Origin of the sequence: Pseudactinotalea terrae, from assembly GCF_009733845.1 — a bacterium.
GTDB classification, from domain to species: Bacteria; Actinomycetota; Actinomycetes; order Actinomycetales; family Beutenbergiaceae; genus Pseudactinotalea; species Pseudactinotalea terrae.
Window position 1 is genome coordinate 1,224,420 of sequence record NZ_WNXZ01000001.1, and the last position, 17,638, is coordinate 1,242,057.

The 17,638-nt window shown below is 71.1% G+C and carries 24 protein-coding genes; 16 read left to right on the forward strand and 8 right to left on the reverse strand.

Annotation, left to right across the window (positions count from 1 at the left end):
• Positions 1–9 precede the first annotated feature (9 nt).
• From GPA03_RS05980 to GPA03_RS05995, 4 genes are all read left to right on the forward strand, one after another.
• Entirely contained in the window at positions 10–333 is a 324-nt protein-coding gene (locus GPA03_RS05980; RefSeq protein ID WP_156251000.1) for a hypothetical protein, read from the forward strand.
• Positions 334–397: 64 nt separating this feature from the next.
• Entirely contained in the window at positions 398–985 is a 588-nt protein-coding gene (locus GPA03_RS05985) for a helix-turn-helix domain-containing protein (protein ID WP_156251001.1), read from the forward strand.
• The gene (locus GPA03_RS05990) at positions 982–1,779 is read left to right on the forward strand and encodes a thymidylate synthase (RefSeq protein WP_156251002.1); all 798 of its coding nucleotides are present in this window, start codon (positions 982–984) and stop codon (positions 1,777–1,779) included. Before GPA03_RS05985 ends, GPA03_RS05990 begins: the two co-directional genes overlap by 4 nt.
• A 187-nt stretch (positions 1,780–1,966) precedes the next feature.
• Complete coding sequence (locus GPA03_RS05995; RefSeq protein WP_156251003.1) at positions 1,967–2,530, forward strand: hypothetical protein; 564 nt, start codon at positions 1,967–1,969, stop codon at positions 2,528–2,530.
• A 303-nt stretch (positions 2,531–2,833) separates the two neighbouring features.
• On the opposite strand, the gene GPA03_RS06000 is transcribed toward GPA03_RS05995, so the two are convergent.
• Positions 2,834–3,709, reverse strand: a complete 876-nt coding sequence (locus GPA03_RS06000) for a hypothetical protein (protein ID WP_156251004.1) — start codon at positions 3,707–3,709, stop codon at positions 2,834–2,836.
• Between the two features lie 32 nt (positions 3,710–3,741).
• Positions 3,742–4,119 (reverse strand): hypothetical protein, encoded by a 378-nt coding sequence (locus GPA03_RS06005; protein WP_156251005.1) that lies wholly within the window; start codon positions 4,117–4,119, stop codon positions 3,742–3,744.
• Between the two features lie 136 nt (positions 4,120–4,255).
• Between GPA03_RS06005 and GPA03_RS06010 the strand changes: the two genes are divergently transcribed.
• The 7 genes from GPA03_RS06010 to GPA03_RS06040 are packed head-to-tail and all read left to right on the forward strand — an operon-like array spanning position 4,256 to position 10,532.
• The gene (locus GPA03_RS06010) at positions 4,256–4,714 is read left to right on the forward strand and encodes a hypothetical protein (protein ID WP_156251006.1); all 459 of its coding nucleotides are present in this window, start codon (positions 4,256–4,258) and stop codon (positions 4,712–4,714) included.
• Entirely contained in the window at positions 4,711–5,496 is a 786-nt protein-coding gene (locus tag GPA03_RS06015; protein ID WP_156251007.1) for a hypothetical protein, read from the forward strand. Before GPA03_RS06010 ends, GPA03_RS06015 begins: the two co-directional genes overlap by 4 nt.
• Complete coding sequence (locus GPA03_RS06020) at positions 5,486–5,968, forward strand: hypothetical protein (RefSeq protein WP_156251008.1); 483 nt, start codon at positions 5,486–5,488, stop codon at positions 5,966–5,968. Before GPA03_RS06015 ends, GPA03_RS06020 begins: the two co-directional genes overlap by 11 nt.
• Positions 5,969–5,987: 19 nt before the next feature.
• Positions 5,988–6,491 carry a hypothetical protein gene (locus tag GPA03_RS06025; protein ID WP_156251009.1) on the forward strand — a complete coding sequence of 168 codons (504 nt, stop codon included), beginning with the start codon at positions 5,988–5,990 and terminating at the stop codon, positions 6,489–6,491.
• A 32-nt stretch (positions 6,492–6,523) separates the two neighbouring features.
• Positions 6,524–7,075, forward strand: a complete 552-nt coding sequence (locus GPA03_RS06030; protein WP_156251010.1) for a hypothetical protein — start codon at positions 6,524–6,526, stop codon at positions 7,073–7,075.
• Between the two features lie 35 nt (positions 7,076–7,110).
• Positions 7,111–9,945, forward strand: a complete 2,835-nt coding sequence (locus tag GPA03_RS06035) for a hypothetical protein (protein WP_156251011.1) — start codon at positions 7,111–7,113, stop codon at positions 9,943–9,945.
• Positions 9,942–10,532: an HAD domain-containing protein gene (locus GPA03_RS06040; RefSeq protein ID WP_156251012.1), complete on the forward strand. Its 591-nt coding sequence runs from the start codon at positions 9,942–9,944 to the stop codon at positions 10,530–10,532. The genes GPA03_RS06035 and GPA03_RS06040 overlap by 4 nt, the downstream gene beginning before the upstream one ends.
• 2 nt (positions 10,533–10,534) lie before the next feature.
• Here the strand turns inward: GPA03_RS06040 and GPA03_RS06045 are convergent, their stop codons facing one another.
• The 3 genes from GPA03_RS06045 to GPA03_RS06055 are packed head-to-tail and all read right to left on the reverse strand — an operon-like array spanning position 10,535 to position 12,188.
• Complete coding sequence (locus tag GPA03_RS06045) at positions 10,535–10,915, reverse strand: hypothetical protein (protein ID WP_156251013.1); 381 nt, start codon at positions 10,913–10,915, stop codon at positions 10,535–10,537.
• A 19-nt stretch (positions 10,916–10,934) separates the two neighbouring features.
• Positions 10,935–11,768: a SprT-like domain-containing protein gene (locus tag GPA03_RS06050; RefSeq protein ID WP_156251014.1), complete on the reverse strand. Its 834-nt coding sequence runs from the start codon at positions 11,766–11,768 to the stop codon at positions 10,935–10,937.
• A 27-nt stretch (positions 11,769–11,795) separates the two neighbouring features.
• Positions 11,796–12,188: a hypothetical protein gene (locus GPA03_RS06055; protein ID WP_156251015.1), complete on the reverse strand. Its 393-nt coding sequence runs from the start codon at positions 12,186–12,188 to the stop codon at positions 11,796–11,798.
• An 87-nt stretch (positions 12,189–12,275) separates the two neighbouring features.
• On the opposite strand from GPA03_RS06055, the gene GPA03_RS06060 reads away from it, so the two are divergent.
• From GPA03_RS06060 to GPA03_RS06070, 3 genes are all read left to right on the forward strand, one after another.
• Entirely contained in the window at positions 12,276–12,953 is a 678-nt protein-coding gene (locus GPA03_RS06060; RefSeq protein ID WP_162458273.1) for a peptidyl-tRNA hydrolase, read from the forward strand.
• 29 nt (positions 12,954–12,982) lie between these two features.
• Positions 12,983–13,501 carry a hypothetical protein gene (locus GPA03_RS06065; protein WP_156251017.1) on the forward strand — a complete coding sequence of 173 codons (519 nt, stop codon included), beginning with the start codon at positions 12,983–12,985 and terminating at the stop codon, positions 13,499–13,501.
• Between the two features lie 83 nt (positions 13,502–13,584).
• Positions 13,585–14,109, forward strand: coding sequence for a DNA N-6-adenine-methyltransferase (locus GPA03_RS06070; protein WP_156251018.1), 525 nt, complete (start codon positions 13,585–13,587; stop codon positions 14,107–14,109).
• 4 nt (positions 14,110–14,113) lie between these two features.
• Here the strand turns inward: GPA03_RS06070 and GPA03_RS06075 are convergent, their stop codons facing one another.
• Complete coding sequence (locus GPA03_RS06075; RefSeq protein ID WP_156251019.1) at positions 14,114–14,854, reverse strand: hypothetical protein; 741 nt, start codon at positions 14,852–14,854, stop codon at positions 14,114–14,116.
• 56 nt (positions 14,855–14,910) lie between these two features.
• On the opposite strand from GPA03_RS06075, the gene GPA03_RS06080 reads away from it, so the two are divergent.
• Together GPA03_RS06080 and GPA03_RS06085 are read left to right on the forward strand one after the other, a co-directional pair.
• Positions 14,911–15,747: an ATP-grasp domain-containing protein gene (locus GPA03_RS06080; RefSeq protein WP_156251020.1), complete on the forward strand. Its 837-nt coding sequence runs from the start codon at positions 14,911–14,913 to the stop codon at positions 15,745–15,747.
• 1 nt (position 15,748) lies between these two features.
• A complete protein-coding gene (locus GPA03_RS06085; protein WP_156251021.1) occupies positions 15,749–16,141 on the forward strand; it encodes a hypothetical protein in 393 nt (130 codons plus the stop codon).
• A gap of 15 nt (positions 16,142–16,156) precedes the next feature.
• On the opposite strand, the gene GPA03_RS06090 is transcribed toward GPA03_RS06085, so the two are convergent.
• A complete protein-coding gene (locus tag GPA03_RS06090) occupies positions 16,157–17,155 on the reverse strand; it encodes an ATP-dependent DNA ligase (protein ID WP_156251022.1) in 999 nt (332 codons plus the stop codon).
• 2 nt (positions 17,156–17,157) lie between these two features.
• Positions 17,158–17,382, reverse strand: coding sequence for a DUF2188 domain-containing protein (locus GPA03_RS06095; protein ID WP_156251023.1), 225 nt, complete (start codon positions 17,380–17,382; stop codon positions 17,158–17,160).
• Positions 17,383–17,638: the final 256 nt, after the last annotated feature.

The window sequence follows — 17,638 nt, forward strand, 5'->3', positions numbered from 1 at the left end:
GGAGGACCCGTGACCGAGACTGCGCCCATCGTCATCTACGGCGCCAGTGACGACCTCGTGGAGGTCGAGGGCGCGGTCAGGAAGGAGTTCCAGCTCGCCGCCGACGGCACCCGGGTGCGGCTGACCGCCCCGGACGGGCAGAGCCTGGACGTGCTGGTCGACTACGGCGGCGGACCGGTCGGTTCCCGCCTGGACTGGACCATCGGGGTGTACGCCGTGGACGCCTACCCCGACTGGCCCGTCCGGTTCGGTGAGCGACCCCACTACGAGGGCGACCCGTCGGTGACCATCGACGCCCCGGTCGGCACCACCGTCACCGACATCTCTCGATGACCAAGACTCGCCCTGGCGCGGTACACCTCTCGCTCACCGGGGCCCAGCAAGGAGCTGAACCCTGATGACTGACCACCTCAGCATGGTCCGCACCGACCCGCAGGACGCCGTCGACGCGGCCGCCGCCCAGGCCGCTGCGGACGCTTCGACCCTGATGAACCGGGTCGTCGACGGCAAGGACCGTGACGAGCTCGCCCGGGTCGCTGGTCTGGCCGGGCGACGCCTGGTCGAGGTGCTCGGCGGCGATGGCGACGTGCGGGTCTCCACTCTGGCGCGGGTGCTGCGAGCTGCCGGATACGGACTGGAGCTGCGGGTTGTGCCGACCGAGGCCACCCTCGCCCAGGAGCTGGGCCCGTTCTTCGGCGCCTACCTCGGCAAGCCGTGCCCCCAGGGCCCCCACCGTGGCCCGGAGGGCCCGAACGAGGACCTGGCGACATGCCCGCTGTGCGGGGGTGGTTCCTGGACGCTGCGGCCCGAGGGCGAGACGCTGGGCCTGCACGCGCAGGACTGCTCGCTGCCGGTCCGGCACGAGAGTCGCTGCATCGGCGGTGGCACGGGGCACGCCCCGGCACCGGTGGTACGCGGGTTCTGGGCCGGCATGGACGACGAAGTCGCCGCGGCCCGCGCCCGCCACCAGGACACGGCCGCATGAGCGCCCACCCCTACGAGGCGTTGCTTGCCGACGTGCTGGCCAACGGCAGCATCAAGACCGACCGCACCGGCACCGGCACCCGCTCCGTCTTTGGGCGGCAGCTGCGCTACGACCTGAGCGAAGGCTTCCCGCTCATCACGACCAAGAGGGTGTTCCTGCGCGGGGTCGCCGAGGAGCTGTTCTGGTTCCTGTCCGGCGACACCGACGTCGATACCCTCATCGCCCGAGACGTGCACATCTGGGACCAGTGGCGCCGCGAGGACGGCACCATCGGCCCCGGGTACGGCTACCAGTGGCGGTCCTGGCCCACCCCGGACGGGGAGCACATCGACCAGATCAGCCGGGTCCTGGACGACCTTCGCACCAACCCTGACTCCCGGCGTCACGTCGTCTCGGCGTGGAACGTGGCCGACCTGGACAAGATGGCACTGGTCCCCTGCCACGCCCTCTTCCAGTTCTACGTCGCCGACGGGCGCCTGTCCTGCCAGCTGTACCAGCGCAGCGCCGACCTGTTCCTGGGCGTGCCGTTCAACATCGCCTCCTACGCGCTGCTGACCCACATGGTCGCCCAGCAGGTCGGGCTGCAGGTCGGCGACTTCGTCTGGACCGGCGGGGACTGCCACATCTACGCCAACCACGTCGACCAGGTGCGCCAGCAGCTGTCCCGCGCGCCGTACCAGTACCCGCGGTTGGGGCTGGAGAAGGCGCCGTCGGTGTTCGAGTACACGTGGCGCCACATCAAGGTCGAGGGCTACCAGCACCACCCGGCCATCAAGGCACCGGTGGCGGTGTGACCCCAGGCGGCAGAACCATACCGCCGCCGGTATGGTTCTGACAGCCGGACACACGAACGCCTCGTCTCGCTGAGCTCACCGGCTCGCGGGCGCGGCATTCGTGGTCGGTCAGGCGTGCTCGGCGACAGATCAGCGTGTGGTCCCCCAATCGACGGACTCCCGATGTCGGCCGCGATAGCGTCCGCCCATGCCCGACGAGCCGGACAGAGAGGCGTCCGCCAGCGCCGTGACGGACTTCTGGCGAGACGTCGCTAAGAGCGTCACCAGCTCCCTCATCACCGCCTACATCCTCTTCGTCGTCGCCTCTGTCATCACCGTGGGCGCGCTCGGCGGCGTGAACGCGCCTGTGAGATGGCAACCCGCCTTCTCGCTCTTAGTCGCTTCGATCGTTCTCGCTGGTGCGGTGGCTCACCTGGCCTGGCTTTGCTACCTCCTCATCCGTCAGGCGGGCCTGAAACGCACCTCGTGGCTGTGGTGCCTCGCCTGCTTCGGGTCTGCACTCGGGAACTTCCTAGCCGCCGGGTCCTTCCCTATGCCGCTGGCGGGGTTGGTTTTGGCGCTCGGCATCGGCTTGATCGGAACCATCTTCACGGGCGCCGTCCTGACGAATGCGACGCCGCTGAAACCGTCTCGCTCTCTCAGGTACATCGCGTGGGCGACCATCAACTCGCTTGGGGCGCTTATCGCAGTGGTAGGTGTCGGTGTGTGGCTCGGCGTTCTGCTCGCCCGGATCGTCGAATCCGCGGGCTAGGGCATGCTTCGCCGTCCCCACGTCTCCGTTGCAGCGGACGGTGCGACCATCTAGTCGGGTGTCCGACCCGACCCGAGATCGCCATCACAGCGCCAGCAGGGCTCCTGCAATACCTGCGGGCCGGGTCTGCAGCTGGCCGACGAGCCCTTGGACGGGAGCGCTACGCCGGACCTGGGCCAGCTTCACGGGGCGCACGCCGACCAGTCACGCCCGCACGGGCGGCAGCAGCCCCACACGGAGACACGTGAACGCCCCGACCACCGTGAGACATCGGCTCGCGGGGCGGGGCGTTCGACGGATACGTCAGGCGTGCTCGGCAAGCAGCAGCTGCGCGACCTGTCGGGTGCGGTCCCGGTCGGACTGGGCGATGCCCTCGTAGGGGTCGGCCGGCAGTTGGTCGGTGCCACCGACCTCGTCGAGCCGGTACACCCACACCCGGTCACCGTCGTAGTCCTCCTCGTCCTCACCGTAGGAGTCGACCATCTCGGCCCACTCATCGACCCAGCCCTGGTCCTCGTGAACGCCGCGGACGTCGACGATGGCGCCGTCGGGACGCTGCACGCCGGCGTGCACCCACCCGGTGACTCCACCGGGACCGTCACCGACGACCACGATCGGCCACCCGGTCGCCTGGTGCAGCTCATGGGCCAGCTGGTAGCACAAGGCCCTGGTGTAAGTGCCCTCGTCGGTCTCATCGATCGGCGGCTCGAGGTCGGTCAGGGCCGCCTCGTTGGAGCCCACAAGGATGTCGGCGACCTCACGGGCCCGCAGGCCCACGGACCCGTTGCGCTCGGCGTCCAGGTGCGCGCGAGCCTGCGTGACATCGAGCGTGCGAGCGGCGGAGCCCACGGTGTCGATGCTGTGGACCCGTCGCAGCCAGGTGTGCTCGCTGACCACGCCGGCCAGGCTGAGGATGCGCCCGTTCGGGGACCGGACGGCCAGGTAAGTGCTGGTGCCGCCGTCCGAACCGACGATCTCCCACCCGGTCTTCTCGTGCAGGGCCACGGCGAGCTCGGCCTGCCCGGCGGGCGTGAAGAACCGCTGGTGGTCGTGCCTGGTGATCGTGTCGCCGGCGAGGCTGACGCCGGTCTCGGACCGGGGCTGGGCGGTGAACTGGCCGCCGGTGGAGACGCCCTGCTGAACGCGGCGGACCCGGGACTCATCGAACGTGGTGCTCATGCTCCGGTAGATGTGCGGGGCTGGCTGCCCGATCAGGCGTTCTGGATGGCCTCGCGGGCCGACTTCGCGCCGAGCTCCTTGACCAGGTACCGGACCTGTGCCTCGAGCCCGCCGTTGTTCACGTCGGCGGCGTCCAGGTCGGTGAGCCCGTAATGGTGGTCCTGCGCCTCGGTGGTGCTGGCGAAGGTCGCATCGTCGTTGACGCGGCCGCTGGCCGTGGCGTCGGCTACGTCGTAGACCGCGTCGTCGAGGTCCATGGGAGTCAGGCCGCGAGCGTTGGCGAGCTCGAGCAGCGTGGCGACCTCGGCTTCCTGGTCGGAGGCAGCGCGGCGGGCTCGGTGCGCCACCAGGGACAAGCGCAGGGCCTCCAGCAGGCCCGGTGCGCCAGCTTCGCCGCCTGCCAGGGACACCTGGGCCTCTGCCCTCGGCTGGGTGGCGAACTGGCCGCCGGCAGAGACGCCCTGCTGGACGCGACGGACCTGAGACTCATCGAAGCTGGTCGTACCCCGGTAGATGTGCGGTGCGCGTGCCGCACATCCAAGAGGCATGACCGACCAGGACCTGCCGCCCCGCGTCAACGACATGCTCGAGGACCCCGCCGTGCTCGCACAGATGGCCCAGCAGCACGGGATGGGCGACCCCGACGGGGAGCTCAACGGGAACCTCCAGCACCTGCTCTCACCGCTGGTGGGGGCGCTGTCCTTGACGGTCCAGCACGCAGAGAATCCGACCAGCCGTGATGTCCACATGCTCGGCCGGCTGTCCCTGGCGGTGGCGCTGCTGACCCGCGAGCAGGTCCGTCAGGAGAACGGCGACACCGTGCCGGACTGGCCCGACACGCTCACCGGCATCCAGACGCTGCCCCACGGCTCGTGGAAGTGCGCGACCGCCACCTTCGCCGACCGGGCACCGGTCAGCGGGCTCGGCCGCACCGCCGAGCAGGCCGAGATCGAGGCGTGGAAGGTCTACGCCGCCGAGCTGACCGCGACTGAGCCGGGCGCATGACGCCCTCGCGCTGGCCCGCCGGCCTAGAGACCAGCGTCCACGCCCTCAAGGGCGGTCACACGTTCGTTGCACGGACGCCCGACGGCCGTCTGACCTACCACGGCGTCGGTTCCGACGACGCGACCGCTGAGCAGGCCGCCTGGGCCTCCTACCACCTGGCGAACGACCCCGGGCACGAGCACGACTTCGACCCCGGGCAGCGGCAGGACGGGTTCGGTCAGTGCCGCGGCTGCAGCATGAGCGACACCCAAGCGTTCGAGCAGCGCCGCACCATCGATCACGGCCGCTACGCCCTGGCGCACCCGTGGCCGGCCGGCTGGCACGTGCAGGGCGGCGCCTCGGGACTGGTAATCCGCCGGAGCGGCGGCACCTACACCACCGCGTTCGTGGAGGTGGCCCCGACCGACCCGCAGACCTTCATCCGCGGCGAGGGCGCCACGCTGGTCGAGGCGGAGCAGGCCGCCTGGGAGCAGGCCCAGCGCACCCTGGCCTGCCCGGGGCATGAGTTCGAGACACGCGGCTACACCAACGGTGCCGGGTTCTGCCGCCACTGCAACATGTTCGCCTCCGGAGCCTTCGACGTCGCCGTCGTCGGTAACCCGTGCGTGACGTGCGGTGCACGCACCAACTGGACCCGGGTCGCCGGCGCCTGGTACTGCCAGGACCACGCACCCGACCGGGCCGAGCGTGCCCGGCTGCGCGCGGAGGCCCCCGACGACGGGGCCGGCGACAGCCCGCTGCGTGAGCTGCTGGAAGCCATGCTTGTGGACGATGATGACTGACCGCACACCTGAGCCCGCTGGGCCGTTCCGGTTCGACGGCGACTATGGCAACCCGGAGCAGGTGCGCCCGTACCTGGAGGTGTTCCTTCGCCGCCGCGAGGAGCTGGACGAGGCCGCCCTGTACCCAGACAACGACATCTTCCGCGGCCACATCCCCGGCATCGAGGGACCTGACGACTCCGCTGCCTTCTGGCTGCTGCGGCTGCTTGCGGACCTGGACGAGATCGCCGCCCGACGGGAGGAGTTCATCGCCTCCGGCGCCCGCGAGGTCACGATCGCTGACCTCGCACCCGGGCAGGTGCTGCGTGGCACCGTGGTGCAGTGCGGATTCCACCGGCGCGGCACCGGCTGGGTGCGCTTCGACTCTGCCCGGGTGCGGCTTGAACGCGGCCGGATGTTCCTGCTGGAGAAGGGCAGGCGCACCCACGGCAGGTGGCTGGTCGGCGGCACGGTGCTCCTGCGCTCGGCCTGAGCCCGCACATCTACCGAGCATGACCAGCACCCAGAGCCGCAACCGTCAGCCCGCCGGCCTCCGTGAGGGCGGCCAGTTCGCCACCGGGGCCAAGACCGAGGCCGCCGTGACGCTCGCCGCCCAGGTGTCGGCTGTCGATGCCAAGGACGGACCCCGGCTGCGCGCTGAGTTCGTCGCGCTGCGCGAGGAGCTCGTCGGCATGGGCGGCGACATCCGCCGCGCAGCGTTCAACCATGGCGACGAGCACCCCACGACGCTCGCGCTGCGTGAGCGTGCCGCCGAGCTGAACCGAGAGCTGAACCTGCGGCGCGGACCCCTGCGCGTGGCGGCTGAGCAGCGGTACACCACCCAGGCGGCACGCGACGCCTACGCCACCTGTTACGGCGAGGAGTCCTACGCCGACTACCTCGAGGCCTCGACCTTGGATCGGGTCGCCCGCTTCCCTGACCGGGCCGAGGAGTTGACGACTCGCACCCTCGGTGAGGCGCTGTCTTCCAACACCAGCGGCGAGCGGGGCGACTGACCCGACCCCCTGCTGCCGCACATCTACCAGACATGAGCAGCGTCCAGAGCCGCAACCGTCAGCCCGCCGGCCTCCGCGAGGGTGGACAGTTCGCCACCGGGGCCAAGACCGAGGCCGACGTCACCCTCACCGCCGACGGCCCGTTCCGGTTCGATCGCGACTACAAGAACGTCGAGCAGGTCCGTCCGTACATGGACGCCTTCCTGGCCCGCTACGACGAGCTGGCCCAGGCCGGCCAGTACCCGTACAACGACAGCTTCCGCGGGCACATCCCCGGCATCGAGGGCCCCGACGAGGACACGGCCATCTACCTGCTGCAGAGGCTGCGGGACCGCGACCGGCTCGATGCCCAGCGGGAGGAGTTCATCGCTGCCGGCGGGTTCGAGGTCACCGTCACCGACCTCGCACCCGGGCAGGTGCTGCGCGGCACCGTCGTGCACTGCGGCTACTTCATGGGCGGGACCGGGTGGCAGCAGTTCGAGTCGGCGCGGCTGCGGGCCCAGAACGGCAGCCTGACGGTGATCGAGAAGGGCAAGCGGAACGGCCAGTGGCTGCACGGCAAGGTCCTCATCCGAGAGGACTGATCCCGGTCCGACTCGCTGCCGCACATCAGGTGGGCATGGATCCTCAGGCCTTGGCCGACCCGCAACGCGCCCTCGCACAGGCACGCGACGCCGCCGAGCAGGCCACGCAGGTCGCCGCCGCCGCCCACGACCCCGGCACCGCCCTGGTGCCGACCGGGGCCGACGCCGCAGTCGCGGTGAAGGCGCAGATGGCTCGCACCCACACCGAGATATCCCGAGCCCGCAAGCAGGCGATGGCCAAGCTGTCCGCCGCCCGCGAAGCCATCAAGGCGCAGCAGGCCGAGCTCGACCGTGCCGCCCGGGCGCTGGAGGCCGAGCTGGCACCGCTGCAGGAGAAGCTCGCCCTCATGCAGGAGGGCATCTGGACGATGAACCTCTACCTCGGCCGCGATGAGGAGATCGTGCAGCTCGCCGCCGGTGAACCCGCCCCGGCGGGCACACCGATCCACGTGCGTCAGCAGGTCCTGGCCATGGATGAGGAGTCGGCCATCAACGCTGAGGGCGGCGGTATCGACTTCCGCAACGTCGAGGCGTTCGACCAGTGGATCACAGCCAGCGTGGAGAACCTCGAGCAGGTGCTGCCCGAGACCCGGGGCGTGGTTGCGATCGTGCCGCGCCGCAGCGACGTCGACTACCAGGACACCTACCTCAACGCCGTGTGGAACGAAGCGAACAAGCACGCCTACTGGCTCATCCGCAACGGCGAGAACCTCTACCGGATGGACATGAAGTTCGAGACCGGGCCGCGTCTGGTGCCCGCCCGCGACGAGTTCACCTCGATGTTCATCGACCGGTTCACCAAGTCGCCGTTGCAGCCCGGCACCTCGGCGTGGATGCGGGCCGAGAAGGCCGCCAGCGCCCGGGAACGGCACTTCATGCGGGTCGCGCTCATCCTGCAAGGCCTCATCGACCGCACCCACGTGTTCCACCCGCTGCCCCGGGAGGGTGTCTCGCTGCTGTCCCCGCGGGACTACGACGACGGGCACGTGGTCCTCATCGCTGACGACGAGCACCTGCTGACCACCGGTCGGGTTGGGTTCTACCAGTGGCTCGCGGGGCTGAACGCGCAGCTGCGGACTGGCATGCGGGTCATGGTCGCCACGAGTCATCACGACTGGCGGAAACGGTCCAGGGACGGGCACCACGAGCGGCTGAACCCGCCGACAGCGGAATCCCCGCGCTCCGGTCAGGTGTACGTCCTCAAGCGCAAGGGCGAGCGGGCCGGGGAGTTCGTCTTGACCTACCCGCGGACCGAGAAGCGGTGGATGCGTGACCAGTACGGCCGGGACGAGTTCCGGGTGCCCTCGACTCCCGCGTCGTGCCGCATCCGGGTCGAGGACCGGTTCATCATCCCGATCGACCTCGTCGACGTCGAGACGATGCGCACCTACATGACCGCGCGGACCGAGCGGCACGCCTACCTGGACATGTTCCCGACACTGCGTGCTGCGATCGCGTTCAAGGAGGCTGAGACCGAGCTCGAGGCACCGTTCCGTCATCTGCTCGCCGCCCAGGTCGCCCAGGTGGAGGGCGTCGATCTCGAGACGGCGCACACCTTGGTCGACCCCGTCATCACGACCTGGAAGGTCGGTGCCCGCTGGTTCCGGCCGATGACCGGCGACAGGGAGGCTGAGGCCCGCGCGGCCAGAGCCATCCTGGCCGAACGTGCCCGCTTCGCCCGGGCCAACGCCGGCGGCGGCGACGACGCAGCGTTCGTGACGCGGGCGGTGCGTGAGCACTCCGAGGCGCTGCTGGTGGCCCGGAAGAAGGACGGCACCTACGTGGTCCTTACCCCGACCGCACGCGCGTGGGCCGAGCCCAGCGTCCCGACGAACGTCTGGGTGGACCGGCACGAGTACACCCGCACCGGTAAGCACCGCTCGAGCACCGAGTGGAGCATCGCCGCTCCGGCCTCGACGTCACGGTGGGTGGTCCTGCACGAGGCGCAGGCGTGGACGTCGTGGAACCGGTCCGCGATCGCGACCGAGCACCTGACCGACCCGGAAATCTGCGAGGTTCTCGACCGCATCCGTGAGCGCACCTTCGACGGGCTGAGGCTCATGACGGTCGGCTACGACGAAACCGGCGGCTGGTGGTCCGACAACACCCGCATCGAGTTCACTGCCTGGTACCACCCGGGCCCGGTGCCGGTCACCGACCGGCCGCTGACCGACGGAGTGGGCAGGCTGGCCGCACGCACTGTCAGGGTAGCTGCGCGCAAGGACCGCAACGGCGACATCACCTTGCGGTGGGGTCGGTATGGAAACGACGAGCCGACGACCGACAACACCACGTACTGGCAGCCCCCGTTCAACCAGGGGCTGCAGCCCACCCGGACCGCGGAACCGAACGTGCCCTGGTCGGACAATCGTGGCAAGCGCCTGATCTGGACCGACGCGGACGTCTTCGCCGCGGCGCAGCAGGACGCCCGCGCATGGGAGCGTCAGCGGCACGCCGCCGGCGTGCTGGGGGTCGAGGTCGAGCAGCTGATGGCTGGCGTGGAGCGCGATCACCTGAACGGCGTGCTCGCCGCAGCCAGGGCCCGGTTCCTCGAGGACTACCCCGACGAGGAGCTCTGGGCCGAGGAGGAGGCCAAGATCCGGTCCGAGCACGTCCCGCCGCTGCGCAAGAGCAGCCACGCGCACCTGAACGCCTGGTACGCGGTGCGGTTCCTGGCGCGTCGTCTGACCGAGCTGGGTCGGGCGCCGTGGGGTCTGACTGTTGGCGAGGCCGCAGCCGCGCTGGACGAGCCGTTGAGCCCGCGGGCCGGGTCGTGGCGACAGGACTGGTTCGCGCCTGAGACGTTGGAGGAGCCGCTGCCGCAGGAGATCGCGACCCTTCGGTTCCCAGCCTCCTCGGAGAGCGCATGAACGCCGACGCGCCCACCCCGGTCTGGTTCCTCGACGTCGACGGCGTGATCAACAGCATCGGCACGCCGAGGGCGAAGGCCGGCCCCTACGAGCTGGTGCACGTGGCACCCTCGCACGAGCCGACTACCTACCCGATCCGCTACTCCCCTGCGGTCATCGGCGCCATCAATGCCCTGTCCCGGGCCGGGCTGGTCCGGGTGGTGTGGCTGACCACCTGGGGGGCCGACGCCCGCGATCGGGTGGCGCCGGCAGTCGGGCTGGACACCTTCGAGGTGCTGCCTGGCCTCGCCGACCTGGAGCCGTACCTTGCCGAGCTCGGTCTGACCACGCTCGCGTGGCGGTCGCACAACGGGCGCCGGTGGTGGAAGCTCGCCATGGTGTATCGGTGGCTCGACCAGTACGGGGACCGGCCGGTCATCTGGACCGACGACGACCTGGACCCTGAGATCAAGGCCGAGCTGCGGGCGGTGCGTGACGTGCCGGTCCACCTGGTCACGCCGATGCCCAGGCCGGGGCTGATGGCCGATCACCTGGACGCCATCGAGGCCTTCGCCCGGGGCTGCGCCGCCTCAGCGGTTGCGAGCTGAGGTCACCCGACGGTCGAGAACGTGAGGTCCGGGTCCAGGTAGAGGCCACCGGCGGCGGTCTCGATCGCGAGCATCCCGGGCATCGCGTAGGAGCGCTCGACGTCATCGATGGGGATGTAGCAGCCGCCGTCGACGATGATCTGACCGACGTGCAGGTCCTCACCGGCGGTGGTGTCCGACTCGGCCTCCAGGGCGGCCGCCAGGTAGGCGATCAGGCGGACCTTCTGCGCGGTGTCAAGCTGTTGGACCGCGCGGGCGGCTGCCTCGTAGGCGGGGTCGGTCAGGGCGACCTGCGGCTCGGCCTTGGGCTGGGCGGCGAACTGGCCGCCGGTGCTCACGCCCTCGGGCTGGCGGCGGATCTGGGACTCGTCGAAGCTGCTCATGCCGGGTAGATGTGCGGGCTTAGAGGGTCTCGAGCACCGAGAACGGGACCCGGATCAGGCCGGAGCCCTGCACCTTCACGATCGCGTTGGTGCGGCCGGTCTTGGTCACGACGCCCGTCGCCCCGTCGTAGCGGTGCTGGTGCAGGTTGAGCCGCACGTGGGTGCCGACCTCCAGGGCTGCGGCCTTCTCCTGGGCGGGGTGCTTGCGCACGGCTGCCTTCACGGCGGCGTCCAGCTGCGGGTCGCCGGCGTTGCGCTCCCAGGTCAGGGTCCGCTCCGCGAACGGCTGACCGCCCGGGTGGCCGGGTCGACCGCAGGCGTACTGCCGGGTGGGCATGCGGGACCGGTGGTAGGTGTGCCCCATCGGGCAGGTGCCGATGATCTTGGCGGAGGCGTCCATGGCGTTGCCGACGTCGCTGGTCCGGTTCGGGGACGCTCCGACCTCGCGCGCCTTGGCCTGCCAGCGCCACCCGTGACCTTCCTCGGCCGGCAGCAGGGCGTGGGCGATCTCGTGCAGCACCGTGTCGCGCCGCTCGGCGCCGTCGACGGTGATCATGTGGGCGGCGGACAGGCTGATGGTGCGGGTGACGTGCCTGGTGACACCGAGCGTCTTGCCGCGGTGGTCGGTGTAGCCCAGCCGCCATTCCTGCAGCCCGTGCTCGTTCATGAGGGCACGGGCGGCCGTGTAGAGCTCCTCCAGCAGCTGGGCGGGCGGCAGGTCGATGTCATCACCGAAGACGCCGGGCTGGGTGTCGGTGAGGTTGACGCCGGTCTCGGCTCGTGCTGAGACGGTGAACTGGCCGGTGTCGCCGCTGCGGGGGTGCAGCGCGGCGTCGAAGTGGGTGGCGCTCATACCGGGTAGATGTGCGGGCACCCGCAACTACGGGGCGGTCAGCCGGGCCCGGTAGCGGGCGTAGCTCCAGCCGTTCACGGTGACCCTCTCGACGGCGGCCCGGGCCGCGGTCAGGGCCTCCTGCGGGGTCGCCCACCGGTAGTGGCTCATCGGCTGCTCACCGTGCCGTGGGCTCCAGCGCCAGGTGCCGTCGACGCTCAGCCGGCAGTCGCGGAACCGCAGCTGGGAGACAGCCCACCAGGTGCCTGCACCGTCGTGCTCGGCGTGCACGCGCAGGTAGAAGTCGCGGTGCTCGCATAGTTGCCCGGCGGCGATCGCGGCACGTACCTGCGTCATGGTGGGGGCACCGGCGGGGCGCACCACCCATGAGGGTGGTTCCTGCTCGGTCTCGGCCGACACCGGGGCCTTGTGCTCGCTCATGGTGAGCAGATGTGCGGGCTCCTGCCGCACATCCGTAGGGCGGGCCCGCACCGCGCCCAACTCGAGTTCGGAAGGACCCACGACGCCATGACCCACCACGCCTCCCCCGTCCGCACCGATGGGTGGGTGCAGCCGATCCTGGTCGCCAAGACCGGAACCCACCTGGCCACGGTCCGCGCCGCCGCGCAGGCCTCCGTGCTGGCGTTCCTCGGCTCCCGGGGCCTGTCGTCCTGGCAGGAATGGCTCGCCGGCCCGTTCACCAAGACGGTGCGTCGCACCAGCACCGGCAAGCTCGAGACCGCCACGGCCACAGAACCGGTGACCGCCCGGGTGGAGGTGGCCGACGCCGACGGCACGGTCAGCGTCGCGCTCGCCTACGCCCCCTCGCGCTACTCCGAGCTGCCGCGGGAGGTCGTCAAGGCGCAGGTGTCCGGGACCGACCTGGCCCGCACCGTCGACCAGCCCGAGCCCGGCCCGTTCGAGGTGTGGGTGGAGCAGTCCCTGACGACGGGGAAGGCGTCGGCGCAGGCCGCGCACGCGGCATGGATCTGGATGCTGCACCGGCTGCAGGACAACCCCGAGCAGGTCGCCGAATGGGCAGCCCTGGGCGCACCCCTGACGGTCCGGCTCACCGGCCCCGCAGCCCTGGCCGCTGCGGAGACCGAGCACGCCGACGACACCGCCTACGGGTTCGTCCGCGATGCCGGGTTCACCGAGGTCGCGCCACGCACCCTGACCGCCGCCGCGGTCCCGATGCGCCGGTAGCGCGGTCGGTGCCCGCACATGTACCGAGCATGACTACCCGAAACCGTGTGCCGGCAGGTGTCAGCGTCGGCGGCCAGTTCGCCCCGACCTCGCGCACCGAGGCATCGGTGCGGCTGCCCGCCGCTGCCGCGCAGCATGTGTCGGCGCTCATCACCGCCGGTCGGCTCTCGCCGGCCGGACGGGGCATGGACCCGCGTGAGGCCATTGAGCAGATGGCCGAGGCCGAGGCGCTGAACATCAGCGAGAAGGCCCACCAGCTCGCTCGTGCCGGCCTCTCGGTCCGTGACCGGGCCGACACCCTGGTCGTCGGCGATGTCCTCATCGGCCGGGACGGCACCCGCCGCGAGGTCGAGCACACCGTCCTGACCGAGCGCACCGTCGAGCTCGAGACCGATGAAGGCGTCACCCTCACCCTCGACCGCGACGAGCGGGTCGACTTCGAGCTCGGTCATGGCCGCTGCAGCACCTGCGGTGAGGAGCTCGACCTCGGCGGCTGGGACGGCCTCTGCGGCTCCTGCGCCGACGCAGACGAGTCCGACGGCGACTAAGCCGCGTGCACGCGGCGACCGCCGCGACACCCACACCTACCGGTCGTGCCCACGCACGACCAACGACCCGAGAGAGCACCGACATGGCCAGCAACGGCTTCACGCACGAGTCGACCGTCAACGAGTCCATCGAGTGGTACACACCGCCGGAGGTGTTCGAGGCGCTGGGTCTGACCTTCGACCTGGACCCCTGCTCCCCCGGGCCGGGCAACTCCTTCGTCCCGACCAGGAAGCACTACACCATCGTCGATGACGGGCTGACCTCCCCGTGGGAGGGCACCGTGTGGGTGAACCCGCCCTACGGCCCGCACACCCCGGTGTGGCTGAACAAGCTCGCCGAGCACGGTGACGGCATCGCCCTGGTGTTCTCCCGCACCGACACCCGCTGGTTCCAGGAGGCCGCGGCCACCGCCGGCGCGTTGTGCTTCATCTCCAGTCGGGTCCGGTTCTTCAAGGGCAGCACCACCGAGCGGGGCGGCTCCCCCGGGGCCGGGTCGGTCCTGATCGCCTACGGAGAGAAGGCCGTCGAGGCGCTCAAGGCCTCCGGGCTGGGTGTCGTGGTCGAGGTGGCCGCGACCCGGCCGGCGCTGTCGCTGGTTGCGGCCTGACCGGTCAGTCGCAGGTGTCGCAGGACCCCGAGGCCGGCAGCTGCAGGAAGCACGACCCGCAGTAGGTCACCGGCCGCTCGAGGTTCTTGCGGCGGGCCTGCTCGACCTCGCTCACGGAGACCTGGATCGCGGCACCCAGGTTGGCGTGCGCGACATCGGCCGCTGCCGCCACCGCATCGGTCAGCTCGAACGGGCTGGCCGTCATCCGGTCCCAGGAGCGGAAGGTGTCCAGGCGACGCACGGCGGTCGTGGACCCGAGGCCGTCGTCGGCTCCGAGACGGTCCAGCACACCCTGCTGGTCGCCGCTGCGCAGGGCACGCACCTGCGGCACCTCGTCGATGACCGCAGTCATGAGCGCGGCCCGCGAGACCGGGTCGGCCTCGGCCAATGCCCGGCCGGCGTCGGTGAGCTGGTAGCTCTTGACCGGGGCGCCGGGCTCGACCTCGACCAGGCCGAGGTAGCCGGCGGCGTCACCGTAGTAGGCGCCCTCCCGGTCGGCCATACCCAGCGCGGCGGCCACACCCGAGGGGGTGTTCGCACCGGCGGCCACGATCTCAGGCACCGAGGCGATCGCGTCGAGGTTGTTGGCCTGCGGGACCGGGAAGGAGGCGTCGATCCGGACCTGGATCGCGGCGTGCGTCAGCTGCACCCCGGACTCGGTGCGCGGCTTGGTCGCGAACTGCCCGCCGGCGCTGATCCCAGTCGGGACACGCGGGTGGGCTGCGGTGTCGAAGCTCGTCGTCATGGCCCGTAGATGTGCGGGACGTCACGCGCTGAGGATGTGCCGCACATACGGTGTGCATGAGCTGTATCGCGTCCCGGTTCGACCAGCTGCGGGTGGTCTCCTCCGCCCGTTGGCTCGCGCAGGACCTTGTCGCGGCGCAGGTGCTGCCGGTCGTGCACGACTTGGGCCTGGACGTGCGCTCGAGGTCACCGCGCACCGCGTGGTGGGCTCCGATGCGGTTCGCCTCGCGCCTGGTCGCCACCACCGGCCGTAACCCGTTCGCGGCGCCCGGACCGCACTTCACCGCCGGGCTGGACCGGCGCTGGACGGCCCGCCTGGTGATGACCACCACGGTCGCCGACCTGACCGCCGGTGCGCACGTGGCGCTGGACGGTCCGGTGCACGTCAAGCCGGCCGAGCTCAAGCATTCCGGGCTGCCGGCGCAGGTGGTCACCGACACGGGTGCTGCGCGTGCCGCGGTCGCGGCCGCCGGGCTGGACCCGGGCACCGTGGTGCAGCTCTCGAAGGTCATCGACCCGGTGGCCGAGTTCCGGGCGTTCGTCCGGCACGGGAAGGTGGTGACCGTCTCGGCCTACCTGGTTGCCGGGGTCACCTGGGACGCCTGGTCGTCCCAGGACGCGCCAGAGGCGGGTGAGGCGGCACGGTTCGCCGCTGATGTCGCCGCCTCGGTGGCGGGCCCGGACGGGTACGTGCTGGACGTCGCCCGCACCCGGCAGGGGGCCTGGGTGGTGTTGGAGGCCAACCCGGCCTGGTCCTCCAACCCCTACCACTGTGACCCGGCCGCCGTCGTGACCACGGTGCTTGCCGCACATCAGCAGGGTGCGCACCGGTGGCGCATCGATCCCTGGTTGCAGCGCACCGCTCGGCCGTTGCCCGTCTGCGAAGGAGCCTGAGGTGGCGCAGCTCGGCTGGTGCGAGCACCGTGACTGCGGCGACCGTGCCTGGCACGTGACCGTCGATGAGAGCGGCGAGCCGCACGTGTGGTGCGGCCGGCACAACATCGACGCGGTACGCGGGGGCCCGGTCCGCTACGTCCCCACCACGCTGGCGCGCACCGGCGGGGGCGTGTCGGTGACGTCGGTGCTGGAGGTGGCGACCGTCATCAGCGCCGGGCTCCTCGTGCTCGCCTTCGCCGTGTGCCTGGGCCAGCTGCTCGTGATCCAGACCGGCATCGAGGTGGACTGGCCGGTCTCCCCGGTCGGTGCTCTCGGCGTCCTGACCGTGGTCACGACGCTGTGCGGGGTGACGCTGCGGGCGCTGGAGGCGCGCCGGACCCGGGCGGCCTGACCGTCCGGCACCCGGTCAGGGTGACCCCGGCCTGCCCAGGTGTGCGGGCAGCCGCACCTGCTCGACGTCCAGGTCGGGCCGCACCCGCACCAGCCGCAACGCGTGCCGGAACGAGCGCCCGTCCCAGGCCGCGTCGGCCAGCACCTCCACAACGACGGGGCGCACCGGCGTCAGCCGCAACGGGTCCTGGTTGCCGGTGAACCGCTCCACCCAACGACGCGGCACCTGCGCGGGCCACAGCGGCACCCCTTCCGGCGGGGCCAGCAGCGCGCCGACCTGCGCGGCCCGGGCACCCGACAGGGCGGCGGTGCGGCCCACGATCCGGATCTGCCCGTCGATCGGCAACCCGACCAGCAGGTCGGTCGGTGCCTGCCGGGTGCCGGTGACCGCGGCCACGACGACGTCGAGGGCGTCGCGGCGCTTGACCTTGGTCCAGATGCGTTGGCCGGGTTCGTACCGTTGCCCCAGGCCTTTGGCGACGATTCCCTCCAGGCCGGCAGCGGCGAGCTCGTCGAACCAGGCGCGGGCCTGCTCGACGTCATCGGTGCCCATCGTCAGGCTCAGTGGTGGCGACCAGCCGGCGGCAAGCTCACGCAGCAGCGCCAGCCGGTGCCGCAACGGCAGGTGTCGGGTGTCGTTGCCGGCGACCTCGAGCACATCGAACGCGACGTAGGCCACAGCCCCGGTGCGAGCCTGCTCGGCGATGCCGGACTTGGAGGAGACCATGCGCCGCTGCAGGGCGGGAAAGTCCAGCCGTCCGGCCTCCCATGCGACGAGCTCACCGTCGATCGTGCAGCCCGGTGGCAGGTCACGCTCCGCGGCCGCCGCGATCTCCGGGAACCGGTCGGTCAGGTCGGTGCCGGTGCGGGAGCTGATGCGAACGCGTTCGCCTCGGCCGATCACGGCGCGAAACCCGTCCCATTTCGGTTCGTACCAGGTGCCGCCGGGTAGGGCGGTCGGGGTCGGGATCCGTTCGGCGGCCTTGGCCAGGGCGACCTGGTGGCCGGTCGGCATGCTCAGCCGGGGATGTCGCGCGGGTCGTTGCCGTAGGAGTTCTTCTCGGCGATCGTGCCGTCGAGGTTCTTGATCAGGTGCTCCACACCGTCACGCTGAGCGGCCGCTCGACCAGCTTCGACGGCCTCCTCCTTGGTGCCATGGGTGCTGAACGCCCGCTCGGTGCCCTGCCGGCGGTTCTTCCACTGGTCGTCCTCGTGGTAGGTCTCGACGTCGCCGGTCGCCATGGTGTGCCTCCGTGGTGGCTCGATGTGCCCCTAGCCTGACAGCCGCGCAGCTGGCGCGTGCGCCCAACCGGGCACCGGATCGCGCAGACTCCGCACCGAGCCCGTGCCGGCAGCGAAAGGCCCGCCGGCGAGGCTGGCTGCCCCGGGCGGGCCAGTCGAGATGGGGCCTCCCTTCCCGGGCGGCACCCACGCCGCCCACCAGCCGTGCTCGTCGCTACCTCACCGGCACCGGTGCCGGTGCCTGCACCTGGTAGAT

Excerpts from the sequence above, each read along its gene's own strand:
- GPA03_RS06095 (WP_156251023.1), bottom strand. The coding sequence starts at position 17,382 with ATGGCGACCGGCGACGTCGAGACCTACCACGAGGACGACCAGTGGAAG.
- GPA03_RS05995 (WP_156251003.1), top strand. The coding sequence starts at position 1,967 with ATGCCCGACGAGCCGGACAGAGAGGCGTCCGCCAGCGCCGTGACGGAC.
- GPA03_RS06025 (WP_156251009.1), top strand. The coding sequence starts at position 5,988 with ATGACCAGCACCCAGAGCCGCAACCGTCAGCCCGCCGGCCTCCGTGAG.
- GPA03_RS06065 (WP_156251017.1), top strand. The coding sequence starts at position 12,983 with ATGACTACCCGAAACCGTGTGCCGGCAGGTGTCAGCGTCGGCGGCCAG.
- GPA03_RS06070 (WP_156251018.1), top strand. The coding sequence starts at position 13,585 with ATGGCCAGCAACGGCTTCACGCACGAGTCGACCGTCAACGAGTCCATC.
- GPA03_RS06015 (WP_156251007.1), top strand. The coding sequence starts at position 4,711 with ATGACGCCCTCGCGCTGGCCCGCCGGCCTAGAGACCAGCGTCCACGCC.
- GPA03_RS06075 (WP_156251019.1), bottom strand. The coding sequence starts at position 14,854 with ATGACGACGAGCTTCGACACCGCAGCCCACCCGCGTGTCCCGACTGGG.
- GPA03_RS06030 (WP_156251010.1), top strand. The coding sequence starts at position 6,524 with ATGAGCAGCGTCCAGAGCCGCAACCGTCAGCCCGCCGGCCTCCGCGAG.
- GPA03_RS06010 (WP_156251006.1), top strand. The coding sequence starts at position 4,256 with ATGACCGACCAGGACCTGCCGCCCCGCGTCAACGACATGCTCGAGGAC.
- GPA03_RS06000 (WP_156251004.1), bottom strand. The coding sequence starts at position 3,709 with ATGAGCACCACGTTCGATGAGTCCCGGGTCCGCCGCGTTCAGCAGGGC.
- GPA03_RS06060 (WP_162458273.1), top strand. The coding sequence starts at position 12,276 with ATGACCCACCACGCCTCCCCCGTCCGCACCGATGGGTGGGTGCAGCCG.
- GPA03_RS06080 (WP_156251020.1), top strand. The coding sequence starts at position 14,911 with ATGAGCTGTATCGCGTCCCGGTTCGACCAGCTGCGGGTGGTCTCCTCC.
- GPA03_RS06040 (WP_156251012.1), top strand. The coding sequence starts at position 9,942 with ATGAACGCCGACGCGCCCACCCCGGTCTGGTTCCTCGACGTCGACGGC.
- GPA03_RS06055 (WP_156251015.1), bottom strand. The coding sequence starts at position 12,188 with ATGAGCGAGCACAAGGCCCCGGTGTCGGCCGAGACCGAGCAGGAACCA.
- GPA03_RS06045 (WP_156251013.1), bottom strand. The coding sequence starts at position 10,915 with ATGAGCAGCTTCGACGAGTCCCAGATCCGCCGCCAGCCCGAGGGCGTG.
- GPA03_RS06050 (WP_156251014.1), bottom strand. The coding sequence starts at position 11,768 with ATGAGCGCCACCCACTTCGACGCCGCGCTGCACCCCCGCAGCGGCGAC.
- GPA03_RS06020 (WP_156251008.1), top strand. The coding sequence starts at position 5,486 with ATGATGACTGACCGCACACCTGAGCCCGCTGGGCCGTTCCGGTTCGAC.
- GPA03_RS06035 (WP_156251011.1), top strand. The coding sequence starts at position 7,111 with ATGGATCCTCAGGCCTTGGCCGACCCGCAACGCGCCCTCGCACAGGCA.
- GPA03_RS06090 (WP_156251022.1), bottom strand. The coding sequence starts at position 17,155 with ATGCCGACCGGCCACCAGGTCGCCCTGGCCAAGGCCGCCGAACGGATC.
- GPA03_RS05990 (WP_156251002.1), top strand. The coding sequence starts at position 982 with ATGAGCGCCCACCCCTACGAGGCGTTGCTTGCCGACGTGCTGGCCAAC.
- GPA03_RS05985 (WP_156251001.1), top strand. The coding sequence starts at position 398 with ATGACTGACCACCTCAGCATGGTCCGCACCGACCCGCAGGACGCCGTC.